Consider the following 22,511-nt stretch of genomic DNA (forward strand, 5'->3'; position numbering starts at 1 on the left):
CTGTATCAGCGCAACCCGCAAGGATAGGGCCGATTATAGAGTAGGCGCAACCTTGCGCGAAAGCTGTTCGATCTGTTTGGCGATGATATTTGCCGGTCGCGGTTCTGAAATCAGGAAGCCCTGGATTTCGTCGCAACCATGTTCACGAAGGAAATCAAGCTGTTCCTGGGTTTCGACACCTTCCGCCACGACTTTCAGGCCCAGATTGTGACCCATGATGATAATCGTATTTGTAATGGCGGCATCGTCGGGATCGGTTGTGATATCCCGCACGAATGATCGGTCGATCTTGATCGAATTGATCGGCAACCGTTTCAGATAGGCCAGCGACGAATATCCGGTGCCGAAATCGTCAATGGCAATCTGCAGGCCAAGCTTGCGCAATTCATCAAGGATTGATGCGGATCGTTTGATTTCATGCATCATCACCGTTTCGGTGATTTCAAGAACAATACGCGATGCCGGTGTCGCGGTTTCGTCAAGGATGCGCGATACCGTTTCGGTAATCCTGCCTTCTATCAATTGGCGGGGCGACAGGTTGACCGCAATGCTGACAGGCGGCAGTCCCAGCAGATCCCATTCGCGGATCTGGTCACAGACCCGGCGCAGCACCCATTCCCCGATCTTGCCGATCAGGCCGGTTTCTTCGGCAACCGGGATGAATTGCATCGGGGATATAAATCCGCGCCCCGGCTGGTTCCAGCGTATCAGGGCTTCCAATCCGGCAAGCCTGCCGGAAGCCAAATCTATTTTCGGCTGGTAATAAAGTTCGAACTGTCCCTGTGCAAGGGCTGCGCGCAGATCGTTTTCAATTGCCAGACGGGCAACCGCGCTTTCATTCATCGTCTTGGTAAAGAAGTGATAGGTCCCGCCACCACGGGCCTTTGCGCTATACATTGCCGTATCGGCATTTCGCATCAGGGTCGGGAAATCATCCCCGTCGGCAGGGCACAGGGCGATCCCGATGGATGGTGTTATGAACAATTGCCGTCCCTGAATATCAAAGGCGGGGGACAGGGCATCAAGAACCGCTTGCGAAAGTGTTGCTGCATCCTGTGTTTCGCGCAGGCGCGGAATGATGATCAGAAATTCGTCCCCGCCCAGTCGGCCAACGATCTCCTGCCGGCTGACAACCCGGCGCAGCCGGTCGGCAACGGCCTTCAGCAGCAAGTCTCCGACATTGTGGCCAAGGCTGTCATTGATCAGCTTGAATCTGTCCAGATCAATAAACAGGATGGCAGTGGCCCGGTTTCGCGACCCCGGTGCATCGCGCTTGTGACCTTCCAGTGCCGTTTTCAGGCTGTATTCAAGCATACTGCGATTGGGCAGGTTCGTCAGCGCGTCGTGGTTGGCCATATAGACCAGCTGTTCCTCGTAGCGTTTGCGCGCCGTAATATCGTGCAGAACAACCGTGATCAGCGGTGTTTCCGCCTCGGGGATCGGGCGGAAGGCCGCGCTGACCTCAATTTCGGTCTTGTCCTGACGCACCAGCGGCAATGTCAGGCGTTGTTCGATCACATGGTCGTGCGCCTGAAAACCGGCAAGTTCGGTCAGGCATTCTTCGAAATGCGGGATCGCACGCGGGGCGACGAATTCAAGAAAAGACCGCCCTTTTGGTTTTTCGGTTTCGGAAAGGCCGAGCAAAGGAAAGGATGCATTGTTGAATTCAACGATGGTCCCGCCCGGTGTGATCGTCAGGATGCCGTCAGCAACGTTCTGGACGATGGCGCGAAGACGGGATTCGTTATCGCGCATCTGCTGTTCGGTCTGGCGCAATTTGCCAAGCGAGGTCGCAATGCCATCAACCAGTGATCGGACCGAGTGCGACAACAGACCCAGTTCATCGCGCTCATGATGGCGGGCAACCGTGATGCCGGTGGCATCGGGATTGTCGCGGTCAATGCCGATGACGGCCTGGGATATGCGCAAAAGCGGTTTGGTCAGGGTCAGATAGAAGAAGGCAACCAGCGCAAGGCCGAGCAGGAAGTTGCGCAAAATGCCAGATGTCAGGATACGGGTTGCACGATTGATAAAACCGTCAGCAATCAGATCGGTATCGATCCGCACCACAAGATACCCGACAAGATCGCGACTCTCGCCGATTTCAAGGGGAACATCATATTGCTGGTTGTTACCAAACATCATTTCGGTCAGGGCCGACCGGCCCGATGCCGATTGCGGGCGTGACTTTTGCGCCAGCACATTGCCGAAATTGTCACGAAGGGTTGCGCTGTAGACCGGTTCGTATTCAAACAGGCCTGATACAACGCGTGCGGCAAGCGTTTCATCAAGGCCATAGGCCGCCTGCGTCGCGGATTCGCGCAAAGTCGACAAAACCTGATTAACGGTCCTGTCGATCAGGTTGCGTTCTTCATGCAGGTCCCAGGCAATTTGGGCAAAACTGAAAAACAGTCCTATCAACAGGGTGATAACGACGGCTGCACGTGCCTGTTTGACAGACAAGCGATCACGCCATCTGAGCCGTTGCGTTTTCAGGCTACCCTCCGCCAATCCACACCCCTGCATGGCTCTATGACCATTTGCACAGTCAAGACTATGTGCTTAATGCGTCAAAAGCAATTGTTGCGCGGCTTCTAATACTGGAAAAAGGCGACGAAATCTGTATTTTCCGCCCAAAGTCGATTCTGCCTGTCCGATGCGCGTTAAAAATCTGCGATATCGCAATGCGTCGAAAGAACAATACTACTAAAAAAAATGGGATTTTATTGGAGTTGCACACAACCGCACTGCGTGATAACCCAATGCCCCGAGAGAGAACAAGGCCGAGCGCGGGCGCAGCCGCATCACGGCCTCGCAACCTGAACGGAGTTACACCATGACCTATGTGGTGACAGAAAACTGCATCAAGTGTAAGTATCAGGACTGCGTCGAGGTTTGCCCCGTCGATTGCTTCTATGAAGGTGAAAACTTCCTGGTTATTCACCCGGACGAATGCATTGATTGCGGTGTCTGCGAACCTGAATGTCCGGCCGAGGCCATTATTCCCGATACCGAGCCGAATCTGGATAACTGGCTCGAAATCAACCGCAAATTTGCGGAAGTCTGGCCGAATATTACGCGCAAGGGTGATGCGCCGGCTGATGCCGACGAATGGAATGGCAAGTCGGGCAAGACCGAGATGCTTAGCGAAGCGCCGGGAACCGGTGATTGATCTTGCGCGTTAAGCGCCTGTAAAACCGATGTTTTTGCGCTCCAATTTTATTGGCGCATGGCTGCATTGAGCCGGTCGCACGGAAAAAATCTGTGATAGGCCGGCTCTTTGTGTTATTGTGGGCAACTCGCGTTCAAGGGCTCGGCAGGCTCGCTCCGCGCAGTCGGATCTCCGTTATTATATCCTGTCAGAAACCGCGACTTCGCCAAAAGCATGGTCGCGCGTAGCTCTTCGCGTCGCTGGGTCTATAGTGTTACAGTTGAATGACCAGGCCTGTTTGGGCCGGAAGGAAGCTTGATGTCGGATAAGTTGCCCTTTGCTGTTGGCGATTACGTTGTTTACCCCGCACATGGTGTTGGCCGTGTTGATGGACTGGAAACCCAGGAAATCGCGGGTCAGGAATTGCGCCTTTACATTATCACTTTTGAATCGAGCCGCATGACCTTGCGCGTGCCGGTGAACAAGGTGGGCAACTCCGGACTGCGCAAGCTGTCCTCGAAAAAACAGATGGACTCGGCGCTTATCACCCTTAAGGGTCGTGCACGCGTCAAACGTACCATGTGGTCGCGCCGTGCGCAGGAATACGAAGCAAAAATCAATTCTGGTGATCCGGTTTCGATTGCCGAAGTGGTTCGTGACCTGCACCGCACCGCTACCCAGCCGGAACAGTCTTTCTCCGAACGCCAGATTTACGAAGCAGCGTTTGAACGCCTCGTGGACGAACTGGCCGCGATCGAAAAGATCGACAAGGACAAAGCATCGGGCAAACTTGAAAAACTGTTGCAGAAAGCTGCCTGATACGTCTGTACAGCTTTCTTATACAGAGACCTCTTTTTAAAAACCGGCCTACAAGGTAATCTTGGGCCGGTTTTGTTTATTTTGGGCACGTTATGGCGATGAGCGCAGTTCTGGCACCGATAAAACCAGCGGACAAAATATGGACCGTTGGTGCGATCAATGGCGATCTTGCCGCGCTGCAGGCCGTTCATGGCAAGCTTCGGGGTAAAATCGCAGCGGGTGATCGTCTGGTCTATCTTGGCAACTACTGGGGCGATGGCACGGCCGAGGCCGTATCGGGCGCCATCAATGAAGTTTTGCTGTTCCGCCGCTATTTCCTTGCCAAGGATGGAGTTGATATCGCCGATATCGCCTTCCTGCGCGGTGCGAGCGAAGAAATGCTCAGCAAATTGCAGCAAATCCAGTTCGCCCCGAACCCGGGCGAGGTATTTGACTGGATGCTGTCACGCGGCATTGCCGGGACGCTTCGGGCTTATGGTTTTGATCCGTCGCATACGCAGGCCTTGATGCGGCAGGGGGCGCATGCCATTTCGCAATGGACCGGCCTGTTCGGCGAAGCCTTCCGCCGTCAGAAGGGTCACGCATCCCTTCTATCCGATCTGAAACACGCGGCCTATGCCACCGACGGTTCGCTGATTTTCGTTCATGCGGGGCTTGATGGTTCCCGTCCGCTGACCGGGCAGACAGATACCTTCTGGTGGGGCGGGTCGATGTTTGAAAGCATCACGGACCGTTATTACGATTGCCGCCGGATCGTGCGCGGATCGGCACAGGGCAATGTCGGCTTGCAGGAACGCGAATTCACCCTGTCGATTGATGGCGGTGCCGGGCGGGGTGGTCAGTTGATCGCGGTTGCGATTGGCCGTGACGGCAAGATCGTTGATCGCATCGAAAGCTGATTTGAAAAATGTCAGATAAAAAAGGGCAGCAAACCGGATTTGCTGCCCTTTTTTTGTTTAATCGATCACAACTTTGACCATCGAATTGGTTGCCGGTGGCTGCCCGGTTTCGAGCCCGTTCAGCACGGCAAAGGTTTCCGCCGGTTCGCGCGATACAGCCATCTGATCAACAAAGGTCGAAAGATCATATTCCGGGTTTACCGCCCGCACCTTGATCCGCAGCGGGTGGAATTTCTGCTGTTCCTCGCGGGTGAGTGGCCGGAAGCTGTATGTCGTGCGACGCAACTCGACGTTATAGGCATCGACCTTATCAAGCGGCACGATGAACAGGAACTGATAGGCATTGTCGCCGTGCCGGATCACCACCACACGCAGGCGCGCCTTCCCGCCAGAATTCAGATTGACGTCGGCATAGCCGGTGGCGGCTTCCTGACCATTGATATCGATATTTTCGATATTGGTGATGGCGATCTTGCTTGAAAAACCGCGCGACAGGTATTGGTCAAGCGCGACACCCTTGGCCTTTGGCGCACCTTCAAACACGATCTGTGCGCCACCGTCATCCTGTGCGATGACGGCATCGGGCTGGTTGATCATTGAAAATCCGTCAGGCACCTCAAAGCGGAAATCAAGCGGCACATGGATAAAGGCAGTGCCCCGCACATAACCGTTATCCGGGCCATCACCATAAATAATACCGTCAATCGCACGCATATAACGCACGCTGCCGACTTCGGGATTGGCAACCGGGGTAACGTTGGCGGCCTGATGGGCCTGCTCGATCCGGTCAAGGGTGCGCGGGTGGGTGGCCATGAAATCAAACTGGTCGATTTCGTCGGGCGACCGTCCTGCTAGTTTCGCCTGCAGGCGGGAATGGGCACGCAGCTTTTTCAGGAAAGATGCCATGCCTTCCGGGTCATATCCGGCCCGCGTGATGTAACGCACGCCAAGCATGTCGGCTTCAAATTCATGTTCGCGCGAAAACGACTTCAAATAGGCATTCGCCCCGACACCGACGATATCGCCGGCCCCATTGCCAAGGGCAGCCGATAGTCCCCCGGCAAGGATCTGCGTCAGGACACCGCGGCTGTAACGCTGGGCGGAATGGCGGGCGACCACATGGCCGATTTCGTGGGCGAGAACCCCGGCAAGCTCCGCCTCGTTCGAGGCAAGTCCCGCCAGACCACGGGTGATATAGACATAGCCGCCAGGCAGTGCAAAGGCGTTGATCACCTGTGAATCAAGCACGGTAAAGGTGAATTTTTCATCCGGTGCCTCGGATACTGCCACCAGCTTGTTGCCGATTTCCGTGACATAGCTTTGTAGGTCTTTTTCATCATAATCGCCGCCAAACTCGCGGACGATCTTCGGATGTTCCTCGGCACCGACCTGTTTTTCCTGCTCGGGGGACATAAAGGCGGTAAAGCTGTCTTCGCCTGTCGCACGGTTGGTTGAGCAGCCCGCAAGGGCGGCAATCAGGCCAAGTGCGCCAAGGGCCGTTGCAAAGCGTTTTGTCCTGCGATGAAAAAGCCAACTCATTGAAGTCTTTCCTCTTATGCCCGCGATGCGTATCCTTTGCCGGAAACGCCATTTTATCCCTTACGATGTGGTAGCGCGTGTTGGCTTGCCAATCAATATCTCGCAGCAATCAAACCTATTCGCAAAAATCGGGAAATTTTGCGGCGAACTTTGCTGTTGGTGTTGCTGGATGCCTGTTTGCCGCGTCCCTTGCGGTGGCCACGCCCGCACATGCGCAGGAATGGATATGTGGCCCTGCCTTTGACGCCGCCACTATTGAGGTCGCCAATGTTGATGGGGCTGGTGTGCGCGGCGGCGATCTTCCAGTCATGCCGGTTCAATTGGCAAGGTTCGATGCCGTTGATGCCCTGATCATATCCGCGCAGCCCGATGTCCTTTGGCGGCTGGCCGATATTGCCTTTGTGCCGGAATTTGAAAATGCCGCGCTTGAGGCGATGCAGGATACGGCCAATACCATCACCGGCCTCATCGCTTATGACCAGAATCCAGATTTTGCCGGGCGTCGCCTGGCCGATATGCGGGATGGATCGGGCATGTTGTGGCAGGAAAAGCTTCTGGAACAGGGGGTTGTGATCCTTCTGCCCGAAGGGGACCGCCCGATTGATACCCTGATCAAAGCCGAACAATCCGCCATGACGCAGCAGGCGGGACTTTGGGCGAACAGCCAAAACCCGGCTTATCATTATGCCGGTTCATCGGGGCTGGCGGGTGATCTGCCCGATGCCGCGCAGGCCATCGGGCGGTTTGCGGTGATTGACGGGATTCTTGAACGTATCGAAGACCGGGAATGGCGCAGCTACCTTAATTTCGGTGCCAACTGGCGCGACGATTTCACCGTGATGATCGACCGCGACCGTCGTGACGCCATCGCCGCCACCGGGCAGCATATGGAAGACTGGATCGGCCGGAAAATCCGTGTTCGTGGCCTGATCGAAGACCGCGGTGGCCCCTATCTGGAACTCGTCAATCCGGCGTCCCTATGTGTGGAACAGTCTGTCGGGCAACCGTAAACGGCTTTGGACTTGTCCAATAACACTTTAGACGTGTAGAAGAATGGGACGATAGATTCCAAGAGGCTCCCCAATGCTTTATCCCGAGATTGAACCCGCTTATTCCGGCTGGCTGGAACGGCCCGAAGGGCACGAAATCTATTGGGAAGAACTTGGCAACCCTGACGGCATTCCGGTGGTTTTCCTGCATGGCGGGCCCGGTGCCGGGATGTCGCCAAATGCGCGGCGCTTCTTTGATCCCGACAAATACCGGGTGATCCTGCATGATCAGCGCGGTGCCGGTAAATCGCGTCCGTTCGGCAGTCTTGAAAACAATACGACCGACCATCTGATCGGCGATATCGAGGCGCTTCGCAAGGATCGCGGTATTGATAAATGGCTGGTCTTTGGTGGTTCGTGGGGATCAACGCTGTCGCTGGCTTACGGACAGGCCCATCCGGAACGTGCCTTGGGCTTTGTTCTGCGCGGGATATTCCTGTGCCGGGATCAGGAAATCGACTGGTTCATGGACGGTATGGGCAAAATCTTTGCCGAGGCCGAGAAGAAATTTCTTGCGGCTGTCGGGTTTGACCGCAATCCCGGAAGTGCTGCCCTGCTGAAGCGTTTTGGTGATGTCTTTGCGGGCAAGGAAGGCGAAGCTGCCGCCATTGCCGCGGCGCGCGCATGGTCGGGGTTCGAGGCGACCTGCTGCACACTGCTGCCCGATGACAGTCTGGTCGAGGATTTCGAAAGTGACGGGATTGCACTGGCGCTTGCCCGGCTTGAACATCACTACTTCGTCAATAAAGGTTTCTTCACGCCTGACCAGTTACTTCGGAATATGAACAGGATAAGTCATCTGCCTGCCCGGATCATTCAGGGGCGCTATGACATCGTCTGTCCTCCGGTTTCCGCATTTGATCTGCATGCAACATGGCCGGGAGCAGAAATGAATATCGTTGAGGATGCCGGTCACGCGGCAAGTGAGCCGGGGATCGTGCGTGAACTTGTGCGCGCCACGAACTCCTTTAATGGCACCGGATTTGATAAAAACTAGAACAGCCGGTTCATTGTTTTGTTGTCTATATCATGCGGTTGGGTAGTATACGCCCAAGTTGATCTTAGAGGGGACTAAGTTGATGCGGTTGGTTTTGGGGAAAGTCCTGGCCCTGCTATTGGTAGCGGGCTTTGCAGGGGCTGCACATGCGCAGCAGTTTCTCGGGAATAACAATGATAGCGGCCTGCTGGAATTTTCGACCGGGATGGTCGATATCACGCAGGATGGCGAAGCGGCAGAGTTTCGTCTTGATTACCGTTTCCAGCATGCGATGTTCGGCGTTGCCCGCCCGATTGCGGGGCTGATGGTCACCAGCGACAAGGCGGCACACGGTTACGGGGGCATTGCGATGGATGTGCTTTGGGGCGATCACTTCGTTTCAAGCATCTACACTTCGGTCGGTGCCTATCATCAGGGTGACGGCGAAGACCTCGGTCACTGGATCGAATTCCGTTCGGGCCTTGAGCTTGGCTTCCGCTTTGACAGCCGTGAACGTCTGAGTCTCGGCATTGCCCACATTTCGAACGCCAGCATCGGCGACGAAAACCCGGGTACGGAAATTCTGTCTCTGACCTATGCGATTCCGATCGACGCGATTTTTAACTGATCTGCGCCTTTGGAACGATGCACCAAGCCCCGTTATCTGCGGGGCTTTTTGCGTTTCTGGTCAATGAAGGGCAAATTTGGTTCGCTGCCGGATTGATCGCAGCTATCGAAGCTGCTAATTGAATGCCTCTTGCCGATAAAGTGCGCCCGTAGCTCAGCAGGATAGAGCACCAGATTCCTAATCTGGGGGCCACAGGTTCGAATCCTGTCGGGCGCACCACCTTATTTTTCCCTATTCTTCCAGACGGCCCGTACCCTCGCGATCCTGTTCATAGTGCTTCGCAAGCGGAAATTCCGGTAGCCATCCCTCGCGGCGGATGGTCCAAAGCTCGTAGGAGGGCTTTAACTGATCGGGTGCGTCCAGGGCGCCCAGATTGACTTCGATCTCGTCCCCGCTATGCCCGAAAACCGATGACCCGCAGGTCGGGCAGAAATAGCGCCCCTGATAATCGCGCACGTCGCCTTCGATTGTTACGGCATCCTCGGGATAAACCGCCGACGCATGAAAAAGCGTGCCATGATGTTTCCGGCAATCAAGGCAGTGACAGAGGCCTACCCGGTATGGCTTTCCGGATGCCACAAGCCGGACTTTGCCGCAGAGGCAACCACCGGTGACTTTATCCATAGGTTTCTCCAGTCAATCAAGGAGCGGGAAGTTTAGTACCTTGGTCACGCGGGCGTCCATTGCCGATTTCGTCCGATTTTCGTCCTGACAGCTTCCTTGTCGTGGGTGCAGCGAAAAGTTGTATTTCCCCAATTTCCTGCTCGCCTTGAAATGACATCCGGGCCTGCACATATCCTTATATAACGGGCAAATCCGACAAGCCCTTTCATATGGCCGATCCGGCCGGGAGGTGTCAGGTGAAGAACTGGATCCGTCTTCCGAACAGCGAAGGCAACTGCGTTGCAGCGTCCAAGAATGCCGCAGGTTCGACAAATTCCCCATCCGTTACCGTTCATGAACGCGAAATAGGACGAAACGGGTTCCTTGGGCCATCAGCCCACATCTATCACAAACATCCCCCAGCAGGCTGGGCCTCGTTCGAAGGGCCGCTTCGCCCGCGCGCGTTTGATCTGAACAAACTTGCCGCCGGGCCGGATTGCCCCCTGCAGGCGCGCCGCATTCTGCATAATGCGGTGATGGAAGTCCGTTATTGGCGGCTGGATGGCAAAATGCATGCGCTGGCGCGTAATGCTGATGGTGATACGCTGGCCTTTATTCATAACGGCAACGGCGCGCTTTATTGCGATTATGGCCATATGCCCTATCGTGACGGGGATTATATCCTGCTGCCGCGCGGTACGGCCTGGCGGTTCGAGGCATCCGAACCATCGGAATTCCTGTTTATCGAGGCTACCAATGATGCCTTTGGCCTGCCAAGCGATACCCAGTCGGCAGGGCATCCGTCCATCAACCCGACCAGTTTCGAAGTGCCGCGGATTGATGACAAATTCCGCGCCCAGCAGGACGAGGCCTATTGGGAAATTCACATCAAGCGTCGCAATGCGATTTCGACTCTGACCTATCCCTATAACCCGCTGGATGCGGTGGGCTGGCAGGGGGATCTTAGTGTCGTACGGCTGAACTGGCGCGATTTGCGACAGGACCACCAACCGAGTCAGCCGGTGCCGCCCGCCGCGCACAGCACCTTTGTTGCCAACCGGTTTGCCGTCAGCACCTTTGTGCCGAAAATTGGCGAAGGTGAATCAGGGACGCTTCGCGTGCCGTTCTATCATTCGAACGAGGATTTCGACGAATTCATCTTCTATCACCGGGGTGAGTTCTACAGCCGGGGCAATATCAAGCCGGGCATGGCGACTTTCCACCCCAGCGGCTTCCCGCATGGACCGCATCCATGTTCGTATCAGAAAACCATGATCAAGGTGCCGGTCGAGACCGACGAGGTGGCGGTGATGATTGACTGTGCGGAAATGGTCAATATTGACGAAAGCATTCCCGACGGCGCGGAATGGAAGGCCTATGTCAACACGTGGGAAAAGGCGAAAGAAACACTATGATGCCATGCTTATGGTTGCACGTGCTTGTTTCAAGGCGGCTTTCTGCACTTTTGTGACCATTCGGCATTGATCTTCGGATTTGTTTGACCTATCCGGAACGTTAAGGGTTTCATCAGCATGTCCCGGTAATCTGCTTATATGCAAATTGCCGGTTCCTTTGTCATGGACTGGCTTGCGCGATAGTATAAGCTTGGTAGCGGCACTCGTGGCGTAAACCTGACAGCGCAGATGGCCAACGAATAGAATTTGTCGGGATGGGTTGATCAAAGCCGAGAATGACCAGACAGCAATTAGCAAATAAAAACGGAAGCATTTCGTCATCTGGTCGTGCAGGTCAGCCGGATGCGCTGTCCTGTTTGCCCACGTCATTCGTTACCCGTGGTGTTCGGACACCTTTCACGACTAAAAGCCTGCGTTATGCGCGTGTGCTGATCGGCCAAAGCGGACGGACCCTTGTCAGTCTGCCGGGACTTTCGGGCGGGCTTGGCACCTATGAAATGCCGCTTGAAACCCTGCGCGAGGTTTTTGATCTTTCGGTCCATGACCGGATGCTGTTTGATCGCCTGATCACGCTTGAAAAGTTCACCCCGGAAGTTGTGCGCGAACATGCGCGTGCGGTGGCGATAACCGGTGTTGGCGGTGTTGCGCTGGCGCGTGCCGGAATTACCGGCAACAAGGAAGAAAAAGCCGCGCGCGAACTCGGTCAACTGACCCTGCTGTATCAGGCATTGCGCCAGCTTGGCGGCAATGATGTTCAGGACATGAAACGCGAAGACCTTCTGACGATGGAAGGCCAGATACGCGCACGCAAGGCACTGAATCGCTTTGCAGCGTCAGCCGGTTTGGAAAACGATTCGATCATTGATACCCTTGGCGAATGGAGCGTTCTGAGCGCGCCGGTCGGCCTTGGGATCGAAGGTTGTGAAGGCCCGCTTCGCCTTCTTGCGCTGGGTTTGCAGAAACTTGCCGGCGATGTCGAGGAATGGTCGATTTCCGAACAGTCCGATTTCCGCTTTATGGCGACCCGTGTGATCAATGCCGCCAGTGCCACCAACGATCATGCGATGCGGGTTCTGCGTAAAATCGATTTGTGGAACAATGAACTTGGCAAGGTGCTTAAAGACTGGGCCAAGGCAAGGGAAGAGCTGCAAAAAGATATCGGGCAGTTGTGGTGGATTCTTGACGGATGGCAGGAACTGATTGATTTGTGGCGGTCGCGTCCCGGGCATGATCGGGCACGCCAGCGCGAGATTGTCGAAGAAATCGCGAGTTTCGCACCGGTCCTGCCAATCGAAGAGCTTGAGAAACTTGAATATGAATTCTGGATCGATGTGCGTGTTAACCAGATGCTTTGGGCGTCTGAACTGCGCAAACTGGGCAGTGGTGAAATTGACGCCGACATGGTCGACCGGCTGGAGCGGTTCCGGAGGCAGTCGGCGTGAAGGTTGAAAATGCCGCAAATATGGGTGTTTCCCAGCTTGGCGATCTGTTTGAATCGTTAAACAGCTCGGAAATCGCACGTTTTACACGCGCGATCGAAAGTGACCGTGCCGACCCCAAGCTACCACTGCCGCATGAACAGATTTTGCAAATTCTGCGTCCGCGTCTGGCGTCGTTAAAACCGGAACGATATCCAACTCCGATGCGCCAGTTCTGCGATCCGTTCGAGGATTTGCTGACGTCGGCACCACCTGCGGAAAACAGCATCCGTATCAGCCGTTCATCACTGATGCCGATCTGGAAGGTGGTCGAAACGTCCGGCGGTCCTGATATGACCAAGGCGATTGCCGATATTGAAAAGGCGGCTGCCAAGCGCGATCAGGATATGCTCGAACAGGCTGAACGCCGGATGTGGAAACTGGCGTCGGTCTGTATTGCACAGGAAATCGAAAATTCGCTTAATGGGGTGAAGACCGAACGAGCATTGGCAACGCGGCTTGGTTCGCGCAGTCATCTTCGTGCGTTTGAGGAAATCGGTAAAATCCTGAACGTTGCCGAAGAAATCACCCAGATGCGCAAACGGTTTCCATCGGCCCCGATCAGAAGTCTGGGCACGGCCGATATCAGTTGGCTGCGCGACCGGTTTGTTGAAATCTCGCAGGAAAAACCGGGGTACGAGCCGGTTTATCTTTTGGCGGTTCTGGCCCGTCTGCTGCGCCCGAGCGAGCTTTTCAAACTGATCCGGGTGCTGTCAAGCAAGGCTGACGACAGAACGATTTCCAGTACCAATCTGGCGACCACAGGCGATCTGATCATTGATCTTCTGGCCGAAACCGTGACCGAGATTGAGCAGGGGGTCGGTACCGGCAAGGGCGAGTATCACATCCTGTCGCTTGCCCGTTGGTATGCGTCTGAATTCACCCGAATTACCCGCGAATTCAACATCCGCAAGGATGGCCGATGGGGCGAGAAGCTTTTGGAAACGCGCCGTCGCGTGTCCAAGGCCCTGGCCAATACCATGTTCGGCGCCAGCCCCGACCGCATTATTGATGCCCTGCCGCAGATTGAAACCAAGCAGGGGCCGGGGTCCGGTCGTCAGGGGGTCCGTCCGATTTTCGCGCAGCCCTTTGACGAGGAAAAGGTTCTTGCCGCTGAACAATCGGCCGAGGCGATTGCTGAAACGGCGCGCATTTCCCACGTTCTGGCGGCCCAAAGTTCGGCGACCAAGGCGGTGGTGGAGCTCAAGAAAAAGCTGAACCAGATCGGGCGTGCCGGGGTGGATGGCATGGGACGGCTTGATGCTGATGAACTTGATAATGCACAGCGCAACCTGATGGCAATTGTCCGTCTTCTTGAAATCATCGACGGCCCCGAAGAAGCCGATCTGCTGCGCCGTCGCGGCATGAATGCGCTGCGCGCGCTTCAGGGTAAAAAGGCAAGCTAGTCGCTCTTTTTCTGCTTTTATGCTTCCTGCTTTTTGCGGTGATCAAGCCAAGTCATGAAAGCCCGGATTTTAGGGCTGCGTGACCGGCCGGTCGGGGTGGTGGCGTAATAATGAAACGGGCTTGCGCGTGGCGGGCCAAAGGGTGCGACAATCCGGCCATTGGCCAGTTCATCCTCGATCGCGAATGTTGGCAGCAACGCCACACCCAGCCCTGCAATGGCGGCCTGCATCGCCATGGTGAAATGTTCGAACTTCGGACCGTTTTCCCCGTCAATATCAGTAAGGCCACTTGCGGTCAGCCAGTCGCTCCATCCGCGCGGGCGGGTTGCTATGTGTAAAAGTGAATAATCACGAAGATTGTTTGGTTTTGGTGAGTAATCCAGATTCTCGATCAGCTTCGGGCTGCAGATCGGCACCATTTCTTCGCCATGTAGCAAATGCGCATCCAGCCCCGGCCAGTTCCCATCGCCAAACAGAACCGCAATATCGATCTGTTCGCGGTCAAAATCGGGAATACCGATCCGTGAAATGAAATTAATGACGATATCGGGATGGGTGCTGCGAAAATCGGGCAGCAACGGGATCAGGCAGCGCGATCCGAAAGTCGGTGGGGCTGCGATGGTCAGAACACCGCCTTCGGCTCCGCCAGACAGGAATGTCAGGGTGGCGGTTTCAAGCTGATCCAGCGCCGGGCGGATTGCCTGCAAATAACTTTCGCCTTCGGATGTCAGGACAAGGCGCTGCTTTTCGCGGGCAAACAGTTTGCAACCCAGCCAGTCCTCAAGCCCCTGTATCTGGCGGCTGATAGCACTTTGCGTCAGGTAAAGTTCCTCGGCGGCACGTGATGCACTGCCAAAGCGGGCGGTCTGTTCAAAACAGCTGAGTGCTTTCAGGCTCGGGATGCGGCGGCTCATGATCTAATTGCTCGAAATATGAGGATATTTGCACTTTATCTGGGCTTGTTATCGATAGTTTATGAGTTTTACGCATAAACTATATCCGATTTATCATTTGCAAGCGCGTCTGCCAATGCCTAGCTTTAGCCCAGAAGCGATAAGCTTTCAGGGATGATGCCGTCTCGCCCTTCTATGGTGTCATCCCTGCTTTGGTTTCAAAAATTTCATAAGGGATCAGGACGATGGCAAGCCGCGCACCTTTTCACTGGGAAGACCCGCTGCTGATTGAAGATCAGCTGAGCGAAGAAGAACGCATGATCCGTGACGCGGCGCGCGCCTATTGTCAGGAAAACCTGCAGACCCGTGTTCTCGAAGCCAACCGGCACGAGATTTTCCACCGCGAAATCATGACCGAGATGGGCGAACTTGGCCTGCTTGGCCCGACCATCCCGGAGGAATACGGCGGACCAGGTGTCAACCATGTCGCCTATGGACTTGTTGCGCGTGAAGTTGAGCGCGTCGATAGCGGTTATCGTTCAGCGATGTCGGTGCAAAGCTCGCTTGTGATGCATCCGATCTATGCCTATGGCAGCGAGGACCAGCGCAAGAAATACCTGCCGAAACTGGCAACCGGCGAATGGGTCGGCTGTTTTGGTTTGACCGAGCCGGACCACGGGTCTGATCCGGGTGGCATGAAAACCCGCGCCCGCAAGGCCGATGGCGGTTTCACCCTATCGGGATCGAAAATGTGGATCACCAACAGCCCGATCGCCGATGTATTCGTTGTCTGGGGCAAGGATGACGAAGGTGTCATTCGCGGTTTCATCCTTGAAAAGGGCATGAAAGGGCTGAGCGCGCCAAAGATCGAAGGCAAGTTTTCGCTGCGTGCGTCGATCACCGGCGAGATCGTTATGGATAACGTCTTTGTCCCGGCGGAAAACATGCTGCCAAATGCCAAGGGCCTTGGCGGGCCGTTCGGCTGCTTGAACAAGGCACGTTACGGCATTTCATGGGGTGCGATGGGGGCTGCTGAATTCTGCTGGCATGCAGCACGTCAATATACCCTTGATCGCAAACAGTTCGGCCGTCCGTTGGCCGCCAATCAGCTGATCCAGCTGAAACTGGCGAACATGCAGACCGAAATCACCCTTGGTCTGCAGGGCGCGCTTCAGCTTGGCCGGATGCTGGATGCCGGAACCGCCGCACCCGAGGCGATTTCGCTGATGAAACGCAATAACTGCGGCAAGGCGCTTGATATCGCGCGTGTTGCCCGTGACATGCATGGCGGCAACGGCATTGCCGATGAATTCCATGTCATCCGTCATGCGATGAACCTTGAAGCGGTCAATACCTATGAAGGTACGCATGATGTGCATGCCCTTATCCTTGGCCGTGCCCAGACCGGCATTCAGGCGTTCAGTGCCGAGGGCTGAGAACGAAGATGACGGGCGGCACAGATCTTTGGTGCCGCCCTTTTTCCTTTTTGACGACGATCCCGGGATGGAATGATGACCAGCGCGCTTTCTGGACTTCGTGTGCTTGATCTTTCGCGTGTCTTGGCGGGGCCTTGGGCCAGTCAGACACTGGCCGATATGGGTGCCGAGGTGATCAAGATCGAACGTCCGGGTGCGGGCGACGATACCCGTGGCTGGGGGCCGCCCTATGCCAAGGACGTTACAGGTAACGATACCAGCGAAGCCGCTTATTACCTGTCGGCCAATCGTGGCAAAAAGTCGCTGACGATTGACATGACCAAGCCCGAGGGGCAGGAAATCCTGCACAGGCTTGCCGCCGAATGCGATGTGGTGATCGAGAATTTCAAGGTTGGTGGCCTTGCCAAATACCGGCTGGATTACGCATCGCTATCGGAAATCAATCCCAAGATCGTCTATTGTTCGATCACCGGCTTCGGGCAGGATGGCCCCTATAAGGACCGGCCGGGTTATGATTTCATGATCCAGGCGATGGGCGGGCTTATGAGCATCACCGGTGCCCCGGATCAGGAACCGGGCGGCCAGCCGATGAAGGTCGGGGTGGCGGTTGCCGATATCTTTACCGGGCTTTATGCGACGATTGGTATTCTGGCGGCCCTTCGTCACCGCGATGCCACCGGCGAGGGACAGCATGTCGATCTGGCATTGCTGGATGTGCAGACCGCGATCCTTGCCAATCAGGCGATGAATTTCCTGACAACCGGCAAGGCCCCGGGGCGACTTGGCAATGCGCATCCCAATATCGTGCCCTATGAAGCGTTCCCGACGGCGGATGGTTACATTATCCTGGCGGTCGGTAATGACAGCCAGTTCAGAAGTTTCTGCAATGTTGCAGGTATCGGACATTTGCCCGATGACGCACGATATGCCACCAACCGTTCACGCGTAGCCAATCGTGAAACGCTGGTACCGCAAATCCGTCAGGCAATGGTAATGAAATCCACCGACGACTGGATCGCCATTCTTGAAACGGCCAATGTGCCGTGTGGCCCGATCAATACACTGGATCGGGTGTTTGATAACCCGCAGGTCAAACATCGCGATACAGTGCGGTATCTTGATCATCCAACGGCGGGCAAGGTGCCGACGGTTGCCAATCCGATCAAGTTTTCCAAAACGCCGATTGCCGGCGAAACCGCCCCGCCGATGCTGGGCCAGCATAGTGATGAAATCCTGCGCAAGGTCGCGGACCTGAGCGACGCACAGATTGCCAAATTGCGCGAAGCCGGGATTATCTGATGCCACCTTCCTGCTTGGCAGAATGCCTGCCGGTATGAAAAGGTATCGGCAGGGAATATTCATTCAGGACAGGATACCGGACATGAAAATCGCGGTGATGGGGGCGGGGGCCGTTGGCTGTTATTACGGGGCGATGCTGGCGCGTGCCGGGCATGATGTGACCCTGATCGGGCGGCCTGCCCATGTCGATGCCGTCAATCGCGACGGACTGCTTTTGGAGTTTGGTGGAGCACAGCAGTATATTGAAATGAATGCCAGTTCGGACGCCAGCGCGATTGCCGGCGCCGGTCTTGTCCTGTTCTGCGTCAAATCGACCGATACCAATGATGCCGGGGCGCAGATCAAGCCGTTTCTGGCCCCGGATACCATCGTTATGAGCCTTCAGAACGGGGTTGATAATGCTGAACGGTTGTCGGCTGTGATCGGATTGCCGGTGATCCCGACAGTCGTTTATGTCGCGACCAGCATGGAAGGGCCGGGACATGTCAAACATCATGGTCGTGGCGAACTGGTGATCGGCACGTCTCCGCAAAGTGAAAAAGTTGCCCAAACGCTGCGCCCGGCGCATATCCCGGTCGAGATTTCGGAAAATGCTGAAGGTGCACTTTGGGCCAAGATGATTTTGAACTGTGCCTATAACGCGTTATCGGCAATATCGCAGATGCCCTATGGCGCGCTGGTGCAGGGCGAAGGCATTTGGGATGTCATGCGCAATGCGGTTGATGAATGTCTTACGGTTGCCAAGGGGTGCGGGGTGACGGTACCGGGTGACGTCTGGGGCGCGATCAAAAAGATCGCCGAAACCATGCCGGGGCAATATTCATCCACCGCGCAGGATCTGGCGCGCGGCAAAACCAGCGAGATCGATTTCCTGAACGGTTATATTGTGCGCAAGGGTGCGGAACTTGGCATTCCAACGCCGACCAATCTGGCCCTTCACGCAATGACGAAGTTGCGCGAACGCCGGGAATGACCCCGGCTTTCCAAGGGTGAGAAGATTATTCCCCAGGCTTGCTCTGTGTCTGGACGGCGGCAATATCCGGTTTGGGGACCGGCACGCCGATCCTGTCGCCAAACATCACAATGGCCGCCGCCAGCACGATCAGGAAGGCACCGAACAGGGAAACCGGTTCGGGCAGCAGGCCAAACACCGTGACATCAAGCAGCAGGGCCCAGATCATCGCGGTATATTCGAATGCCGCGAGCGTCGAAGCGGGGGCGCGTGCCAGTGCCTCGGTCATGAAGATATGGGCAAGCCCCCCGGTAAGCCCGGCCCCGATCAACCACATCAGGATTTCCGGTGACGGATCGGCCCAGCCGAACGGCAGGGTTAGCAAACCGCCAAGCGAGCAGATCACGGCAAAATAAAATGCGATGGTGCCAGCGGATTCCGTGCTGGTCAGGGCCTTGATCTGGACCTTGGCAAAGGCGGTGGTGACTGCCATGGCAAGCCCGGCTCCGATGCCGATCAGAACGCCGGTATCAATGCCCGGTGTCGAGAATGTAGGCCATAGCATCAGAAACACGCCACCAAACCCGGCAAAGGTCGCAGTAAAGACCGCCATACCGGGCTTTTCGCGTAACATGATCATCGCGACCGGCAACACCAGAAGTGGTGCCAGGAAGCCGAGTGCGGTGGCAAGGGCAAGTGGCAGATAGGCCAGTGACAGGAATGAAAAGAACATCGACACAAGGCCGAACGTACTGCGTTTCAGGTGTCCGAACGGCCGGGCGGTGCGAAGGCCGCGCGGAAACTGGCGTCGCCACATCAGATACAGGACGATGGGAATCAGGGCGACAGAGCTTCGCCAGAACATGATTTGGCCGACCGGTGCCTCGAACGAGGCCAGACGGACAAACAAACTCATCACTGCAAACAGACCGGTGGCGGCAAGCCGCAAGCCGATCCCGGACCATACACTGCCCATTTTCGGGATCATCCTGCATTTGGCGGGAAGGATGTCCCGCTTATCAAGCAGTACCCTGAATAAGTCGTATGAAATACTGAGTTTTTTTCATATCAGGGTAGAGCGAAACTCAGTGGTCGGTTTTAGGAACCGCGCGCAGTCGCCAAAACAATTTGTTATGTGTTCCTGCGTCGTCGCCTAGGTTCGCGCTTTCACGGGAATGAAGGTTATGCGTCAGTGCCTTTGGCATTGTTAGTGAGTTTTGCCGTCAACATGATGCGGGGTCAGGCTGCGCGGGTCGACATCGTCAAGGCAATTGACATTGATCGCGGCCATTTTGGCACCGTTGGGCATTTCGCCATAAGCGAAGCTTTGGATGCCGCAGGTCTTGCAGAACTGGTGTCTGATCTTTTTCGCATTGAACAGATATTCGGTCAGATTGCTTTCGCCCGATTTCAGTACGAAATTATCGCGCGGGGTGAAGGCCAGAACCGACCCAAGTTTCTGGCAGCGCGAGCAATTGCAGGTGATGGTGTGGTCAAGATCAAGTTTGTCGACCGCATAGCGCACGGCACCGCACTGGCAGCCGCCGGTATATGATTTCTCGCTCATGCGTGTCCTCCTGCTGATTTGGTTTTTTGTTACCGGTAATATCCACCTGGTGTTTTGCCGGTGGCCTTGCGAAACATTGCGATAAAGGCCGAGGTGTTTTCATAACCAAGATCGAGGGCGACCTCGGTAACCGGTCGATGATGGGCCAGTTTTTCAAGCGCGTAAAGCAGGCGCAGCTTTTGCCGCCAGTCGCGAAACGGCATGCCGGTTTCACGCTGAAAAAGGCGGGCCAGTGTGCGCGACGATGCACCGCAATCACGTGACCATTCATCAAGGGTCCGGTTATCAGAAGGATTGGCCTGCAACTGTTCGCAAATACGCGCCAGACGCAGGTCCTTGGGGGCGGGCAGATGCAGGTTGTCGTTTTTCGGTGGCTTAAGCTGATCAAGCAGCACACGGATCAGCCGACCATCCGAACCGGCTTCGTCATATTCAATCGGGATTTCGGTCGCGGCCCGGATCAGTTCACGCAGAAGCGGACTTACTTCCAGCACCGTGCAGCGATCAGGCAAATCGACCGGCGCATCTTTATCGATATAAACATGGCGCGCACGCGAAAAGGTGGCATGAGTAACGGCATGTTCGATACCGGGTGGCACCCAAACCGCGCGCTGGGGCGGGACGACCCAGATGCCGGCTTCCGTGGTGACGGTCATGGTGCCTTCGATGGCAAAAATCAGTTGATGCCAGTCGTGGCTATGTGCGCCGATGCTGTAACCGGCGGGAAGGTCGCTCATGCGGATATAAACCGGACGCGGCAGGCGGTCTGGCCGGGGGCGGGAATGTTGCGGGTATTTCGAGATATCCCGTGATCCATCCATGAGAATGTCCTGTTTGCGACACATGATGGCAGATTATCGTAAGACAGACGGGGCCCACAACGATAGTTTGAAGCTATTCCAACCAAACACATAAATGCACGCGCCCCGATTGCCACCGGTACCGTGCGGGGAAACATCATGTCCAAGGATTTGCCACCAGAAACAAGTACCCACGCCGCCCCCATCGAAGTGCCGGGTAATCCTGATTTGTCGGCTACGGCTGTTGCGCACAAGGGATGGCGCAACCCGGAAGTGTTACTGATTTTCATGGCGGCTGCGATGCCGTTGTCATTTTCGACATGGATGGCGTTGTTAAACAACTTTTCGGTCGAGATGGCGGATTTTACCGGTCGCGAGATCGGTATTTTACAGTCTTTACGTGAAATTCCGGGCTTTATGGCCTTTACCGCGATTTTTGTACTGATCATCCTGCGCGAGCAGACCTTTGCGCTGATTTCGCTTCTGGTGCTGGGTGTCGGGGTTGCGATTTCGGGCTATTTCCCCACGGTTGTCGGGCTTTATTGCACCACGGTCCTGATGTCGATCGGGTTCCATTATTTTGAAACCATGCAGCAGGCATTGTCGTTGCAATGGGTGAAAAAGGAACGCACCGCGATGGTGATGGGCCGCCAGCTTTCGGCAAAATCGGTCGCATCGCTTGTAATGTTTGGCATTGTCTGGGCGATGCTGGAATTGCTGAATGTCGAATACCGGTATGTGTATCTGTTTGGCGGGGCCTTGACGGTTATCGCCGCCGTGTTTGCATGGATGGCGTTTCCGAAATTTGCCGATGCCCACCCGCAGACCAAGAAGCTGATCCTGCGCAAACGTTACTGGCTTTATTACGCGCTGACCTTCATGAGTGGGGCGCGCCGCCAGATTTTCACGGTGTTTGCCGGGTTCCTGATGGTCGAGAAGTTTGGTTATGACGCCGCAACCATCACGCTTCTCTTCCTGTTAAACCATGCGATCAATATGGTTCTGGCACCCAAGATCGGGAAACTGATCGGCAAGTGGGGTGAACGCAAGGCGCTGACATTTGAATATATCGGCCTGTTCATTGTTTTTGTGTCCTACGCCTTTGTCGAAAACGACAAGCTGGCCGGGGCGCTTTATGTCATTGATCATCTGTTCTTTGCGATGGCGATTGCGATCAAAACCTATTTCCAGAAGATCGCCGATCCGGCCGATATTTCATCGACGGCCGGTGTCAGCTTTACGATCAACCATATTGCCGCGGTGTTTATCCCGGTGGCATTCGGGATGTTGTGGCTGATATCACCATCGGCGGTGTTCCTGTCTGGGGCGGCGATGGCAGCGGTTTCTCTGATCCTGGCGCTGAATGTGCCCCACGATCCGGAACCGGGGAACGAGGTGGTGATGGGGTACAAATCCCACCAGCCGATGTTGCGTCCGGCGGAGTAGAAAGCGGTTCCGTCCTGGCGCAGAATTTCAATCCTGAAAACGCCCGCCATCCTGTGCGGGTGTTTTCATTTGTGTTTGCCTTGGTATTTTCGCAAAATCTTCAAAACCTGACCAAACGAACAATAATAAATTCGAGCATGAGCATCGCTTCAACA

The 22,511-nt window shown here is 55.5% G+C and carries 20 protein-coding genes and 1 tRNA gene; 14 read left to right on the forward strand and 7 right to left on the reverse strand.

The features are described 5' to 3' along the window. Window positions 1-33: 33 nt before the first annotated feature. Window positions 34-2,463, reverse strand: a complete 2,430-nt coding sequence (locus TH5_RS02620) for a putative bifunctional diguanylate cyclase/phosphodiesterase (protein ID WP_114120549.1) — start codon at window positions 2,461-2,463, stop codon at window positions 34-36. Window positions 2,464-2,836: 373 nt separating this feature from the next. Here TH5_RS02620 and fdxA point away from each other — a divergent pair, with 373 nt between their 5' ends. From fdxA to TH5_RS02635, 3 genes are all read left to right on the forward strand, one after another. Then, window positions 2,837-3,172: a ferredoxin FdxA gene (fdxA, locus tag TH5_RS02625; protein ID WP_114120550.1), complete on the forward strand. Its 336-nt coding sequence runs from the start codon at window positions 2,837-2,839 to the stop codon at window positions 3,170-3,172. Between the two features lie 297 nt (window positions 3,173-3,469). Continuing rightward, window positions 3,470-3,970, forward strand: coding sequence for a CarD family transcriptional regulator (locus tag TH5_RS02630; protein WP_062948226.1), 501 nt, complete (start codon window positions 3,470-3,472; stop codon window positions 3,968-3,970). A 92-nt stretch (window positions 3,971-4,062) separates the two neighbouring features. Then, window positions 4,063-4,869 carry a hypothetical protein gene (locus TH5_RS02635; protein WP_114120551.1) on the forward strand — a complete coding sequence of 269 codons (807 nt, stop codon included), beginning with the start codon at window positions 4,063-4,065 and terminating at the stop codon, window positions 4,867-4,869. A gap of 57 nt (window positions 4,870-4,926) precedes the next feature. Here TH5_RS02635 and TH5_RS02640 read toward each other — a convergent pair whose 3' ends face one another. Further along, a complete protein-coding gene (locus tag TH5_RS02640) occupies window positions 4,927-6,408 on the reverse strand; it encodes a M48 family metalloprotease (protein WP_114120552.1) in 1,482 nt (493 codons plus the stop codon). Window positions 6,409-6,602: 194 nt separating this feature from the next. Here TH5_RS02640 and TH5_RS02645 point away from each other — a divergent pair, with 194 nt between their 5' ends. The 4 genes from TH5_RS02645 (at window position 6,603) to TH5_RS02660 (ending at window position 9,280) form a co-directional block, all read left to right on the forward strand. Further along, complete coding sequence (locus TH5_RS02645) at window positions 6,603-7,418, forward strand: hypothetical protein (RefSeq protein WP_147250042.1); 816 nt, start codon at window positions 6,603-6,605, stop codon at window positions 7,416-7,418. A gap of 73 nt (window positions 7,419-7,491) precedes the next feature. Further along, window positions 7,492-8,454 carry a prolyl aminopeptidase gene (pip, locus tag TH5_RS02650; protein WP_114120554.1) on the forward strand — a complete coding sequence of 321 codons (963 nt, stop codon included), beginning with the start codon at window positions 7,492-7,494 and terminating at the stop codon, window positions 8,452-8,454. Window positions 8,455-8,536: 82 nt separating this feature from the next. Next, a complete protein-coding gene (locus TH5_RS02655) occupies window positions 8,537-9,061 on the forward strand; it encodes an acyloxyacyl hydrolase (protein WP_114120555.1) in 525 nt (174 codons plus the stop codon). Window positions 9,062-9,203: 142 nt separating this feature from the next. Then, window positions 9,204-9,280: transfer RNA gene (locus TH5_RS02660), tRNA-Arg, on the forward strand. Window positions 9,281-9,292: 12 nt separating this feature from the next. Here TH5_RS02660 and TH5_RS02665 read toward each other — a convergent pair. Next, entirely contained in the window at window positions 9,293-9,685 is a 393-nt protein-coding gene (locus tag TH5_RS02665; protein ID WP_114120556.1) for a GFA family protein, read from the reverse strand. Between the two features lie 236 nt (window positions 9,686-9,921). On the opposite strand from TH5_RS02665, the gene TH5_RS02670 reads away from it, so the two are divergent. From TH5_RS02670 to TH5_RS02680, 3 genes are all read left to right on the forward strand, one after another. After that, a complete protein-coding gene (locus TH5_RS02670) occupies window positions 9,922-11,079 on the forward strand; it encodes a homogentisate 1,2-dioxygenase (protein ID WP_114120706.1) in 1,158 nt (385 codons plus the stop codon). A gap of 356 nt (window positions 11,080-11,435) precedes the next feature. Next, window positions 11,436-12,521: a hypothetical protein gene (locus tag TH5_RS02675; RefSeq protein WP_244204800.1), complete on the forward strand. Its 1,086-nt coding sequence runs from the start codon at window positions 11,436-11,438 to the stop codon at window positions 12,519-12,521. Further along, window positions 12,518-13,963, forward strand: a complete 1,446-nt coding sequence (locus TH5_RS02680; protein WP_114120558.1) for a hypothetical protein — start codon at window positions 12,518-12,520, stop codon at window positions 13,961-13,963. Before TH5_RS02675 ends, TH5_RS02680 begins: the two co-directional genes overlap by 4 nt. A gap of 17 nt (window positions 13,964-13,980) precedes the next feature. On the opposite strand, the gene gcvA is transcribed toward TH5_RS02680, so the two are convergent. Then, on the reverse strand, window positions 13,981-14,877 hold the full coding sequence (gene gcvA, locus TH5_RS02685) for a transcriptional regulator GcvA (RefSeq protein ID WP_114120559.1): 897 nt from the start codon (window positions 14,875-14,877) through the stop codon (window positions 13,981-13,983). 224 nt (window positions 14,878-15,101) lie between these two features. Between gcvA and TH5_RS02690 the strand changes: the two genes are divergently transcribed. From TH5_RS02690 to TH5_RS02700, 3 genes are all read left to right on the forward strand, one after another. Beyond that, the gene (locus TH5_RS02690) at window positions 15,102-16,292 is read left to right on the forward strand and encodes an acyl-CoA dehydrogenase (protein WP_114120560.1); all 1,191 of its coding nucleotides are present in this window, start codon (window positions 15,102-15,104) and stop codon (window positions 16,290-16,292) included. Between the two features lie 75 nt (window positions 16,293-16,367). Next, entirely contained in the window at window positions 16,368-17,591 is a 1,224-nt protein-coding gene (locus tag TH5_RS02695) for a CaiB/BaiF CoA transferase family protein (protein ID WP_114120707.1), read from the forward strand. Window positions 17,592-17,673: 82 nt separating this feature from the next. Next, window positions 17,674-18,564 carry a ketopantoate reductase family protein gene (locus tag TH5_RS02700; RefSeq protein ID WP_114120561.1) on the forward strand — a complete coding sequence of 297 codons (891 nt, stop codon included), beginning with the start codon at window positions 17,674-17,676 and terminating at the stop codon, window positions 18,562-18,564. Window positions 18,565-18,589: 25 nt separating this feature from the next. Here the strand turns inward: TH5_RS02700 and TH5_RS02705 are convergent, their stop codons facing one another. The 3 genes from TH5_RS02705 to TH5_RS02715 form a co-directional block, all read right to left on the reverse strand. After that, complete coding sequence (locus TH5_RS02705) at window positions 18,590-19,519, reverse strand: DMT family transporter (protein WP_114120708.1); 930 nt, start codon at window positions 19,517-19,519, stop codon at window positions 18,590-18,592. A gap of 231 nt (window positions 19,520-19,750) precedes the next feature. Next, a complete protein-coding gene (locus tag TH5_RS02710) occupies window positions 19,751-20,110 on the reverse strand; it encodes a GFA family protein (RefSeq protein WP_114120562.1) in 360 nt (119 codons plus the stop codon). A gap of 29 nt (window positions 20,111-20,139) precedes the next feature. Then, entirely contained in the window at window positions 20,140-20,931 is a 792-nt protein-coding gene (locus TH5_RS02715) for an AraC family transcriptional regulator (RefSeq protein ID WP_114120563.1), read from the reverse strand. A gap of 138 nt (window positions 20,932-21,069) precedes the next feature. Between TH5_RS02715 and TH5_RS02720 the strand changes: the two genes are divergently transcribed. Beyond that, entirely contained in the window at window positions 21,070-22,356 is a 1,287-nt protein-coding gene (locus tag TH5_RS02720; RefSeq protein WP_114120564.1) for an MFS transporter, read from the forward strand. Window positions 22,357-22,511: the final 155 nt, after the last annotated feature.

Origin of the sequence: Thalassospira xianhensis MCCC 1A02616 (assembly GCF_003326475.1) — a bacterium.
Lineage (GTDB): Bacteria > Pseudomonadota > Alphaproteobacteria > Rhodospirillales > Thalassospiraceae > Thalassospira > Thalassospira xianhensis.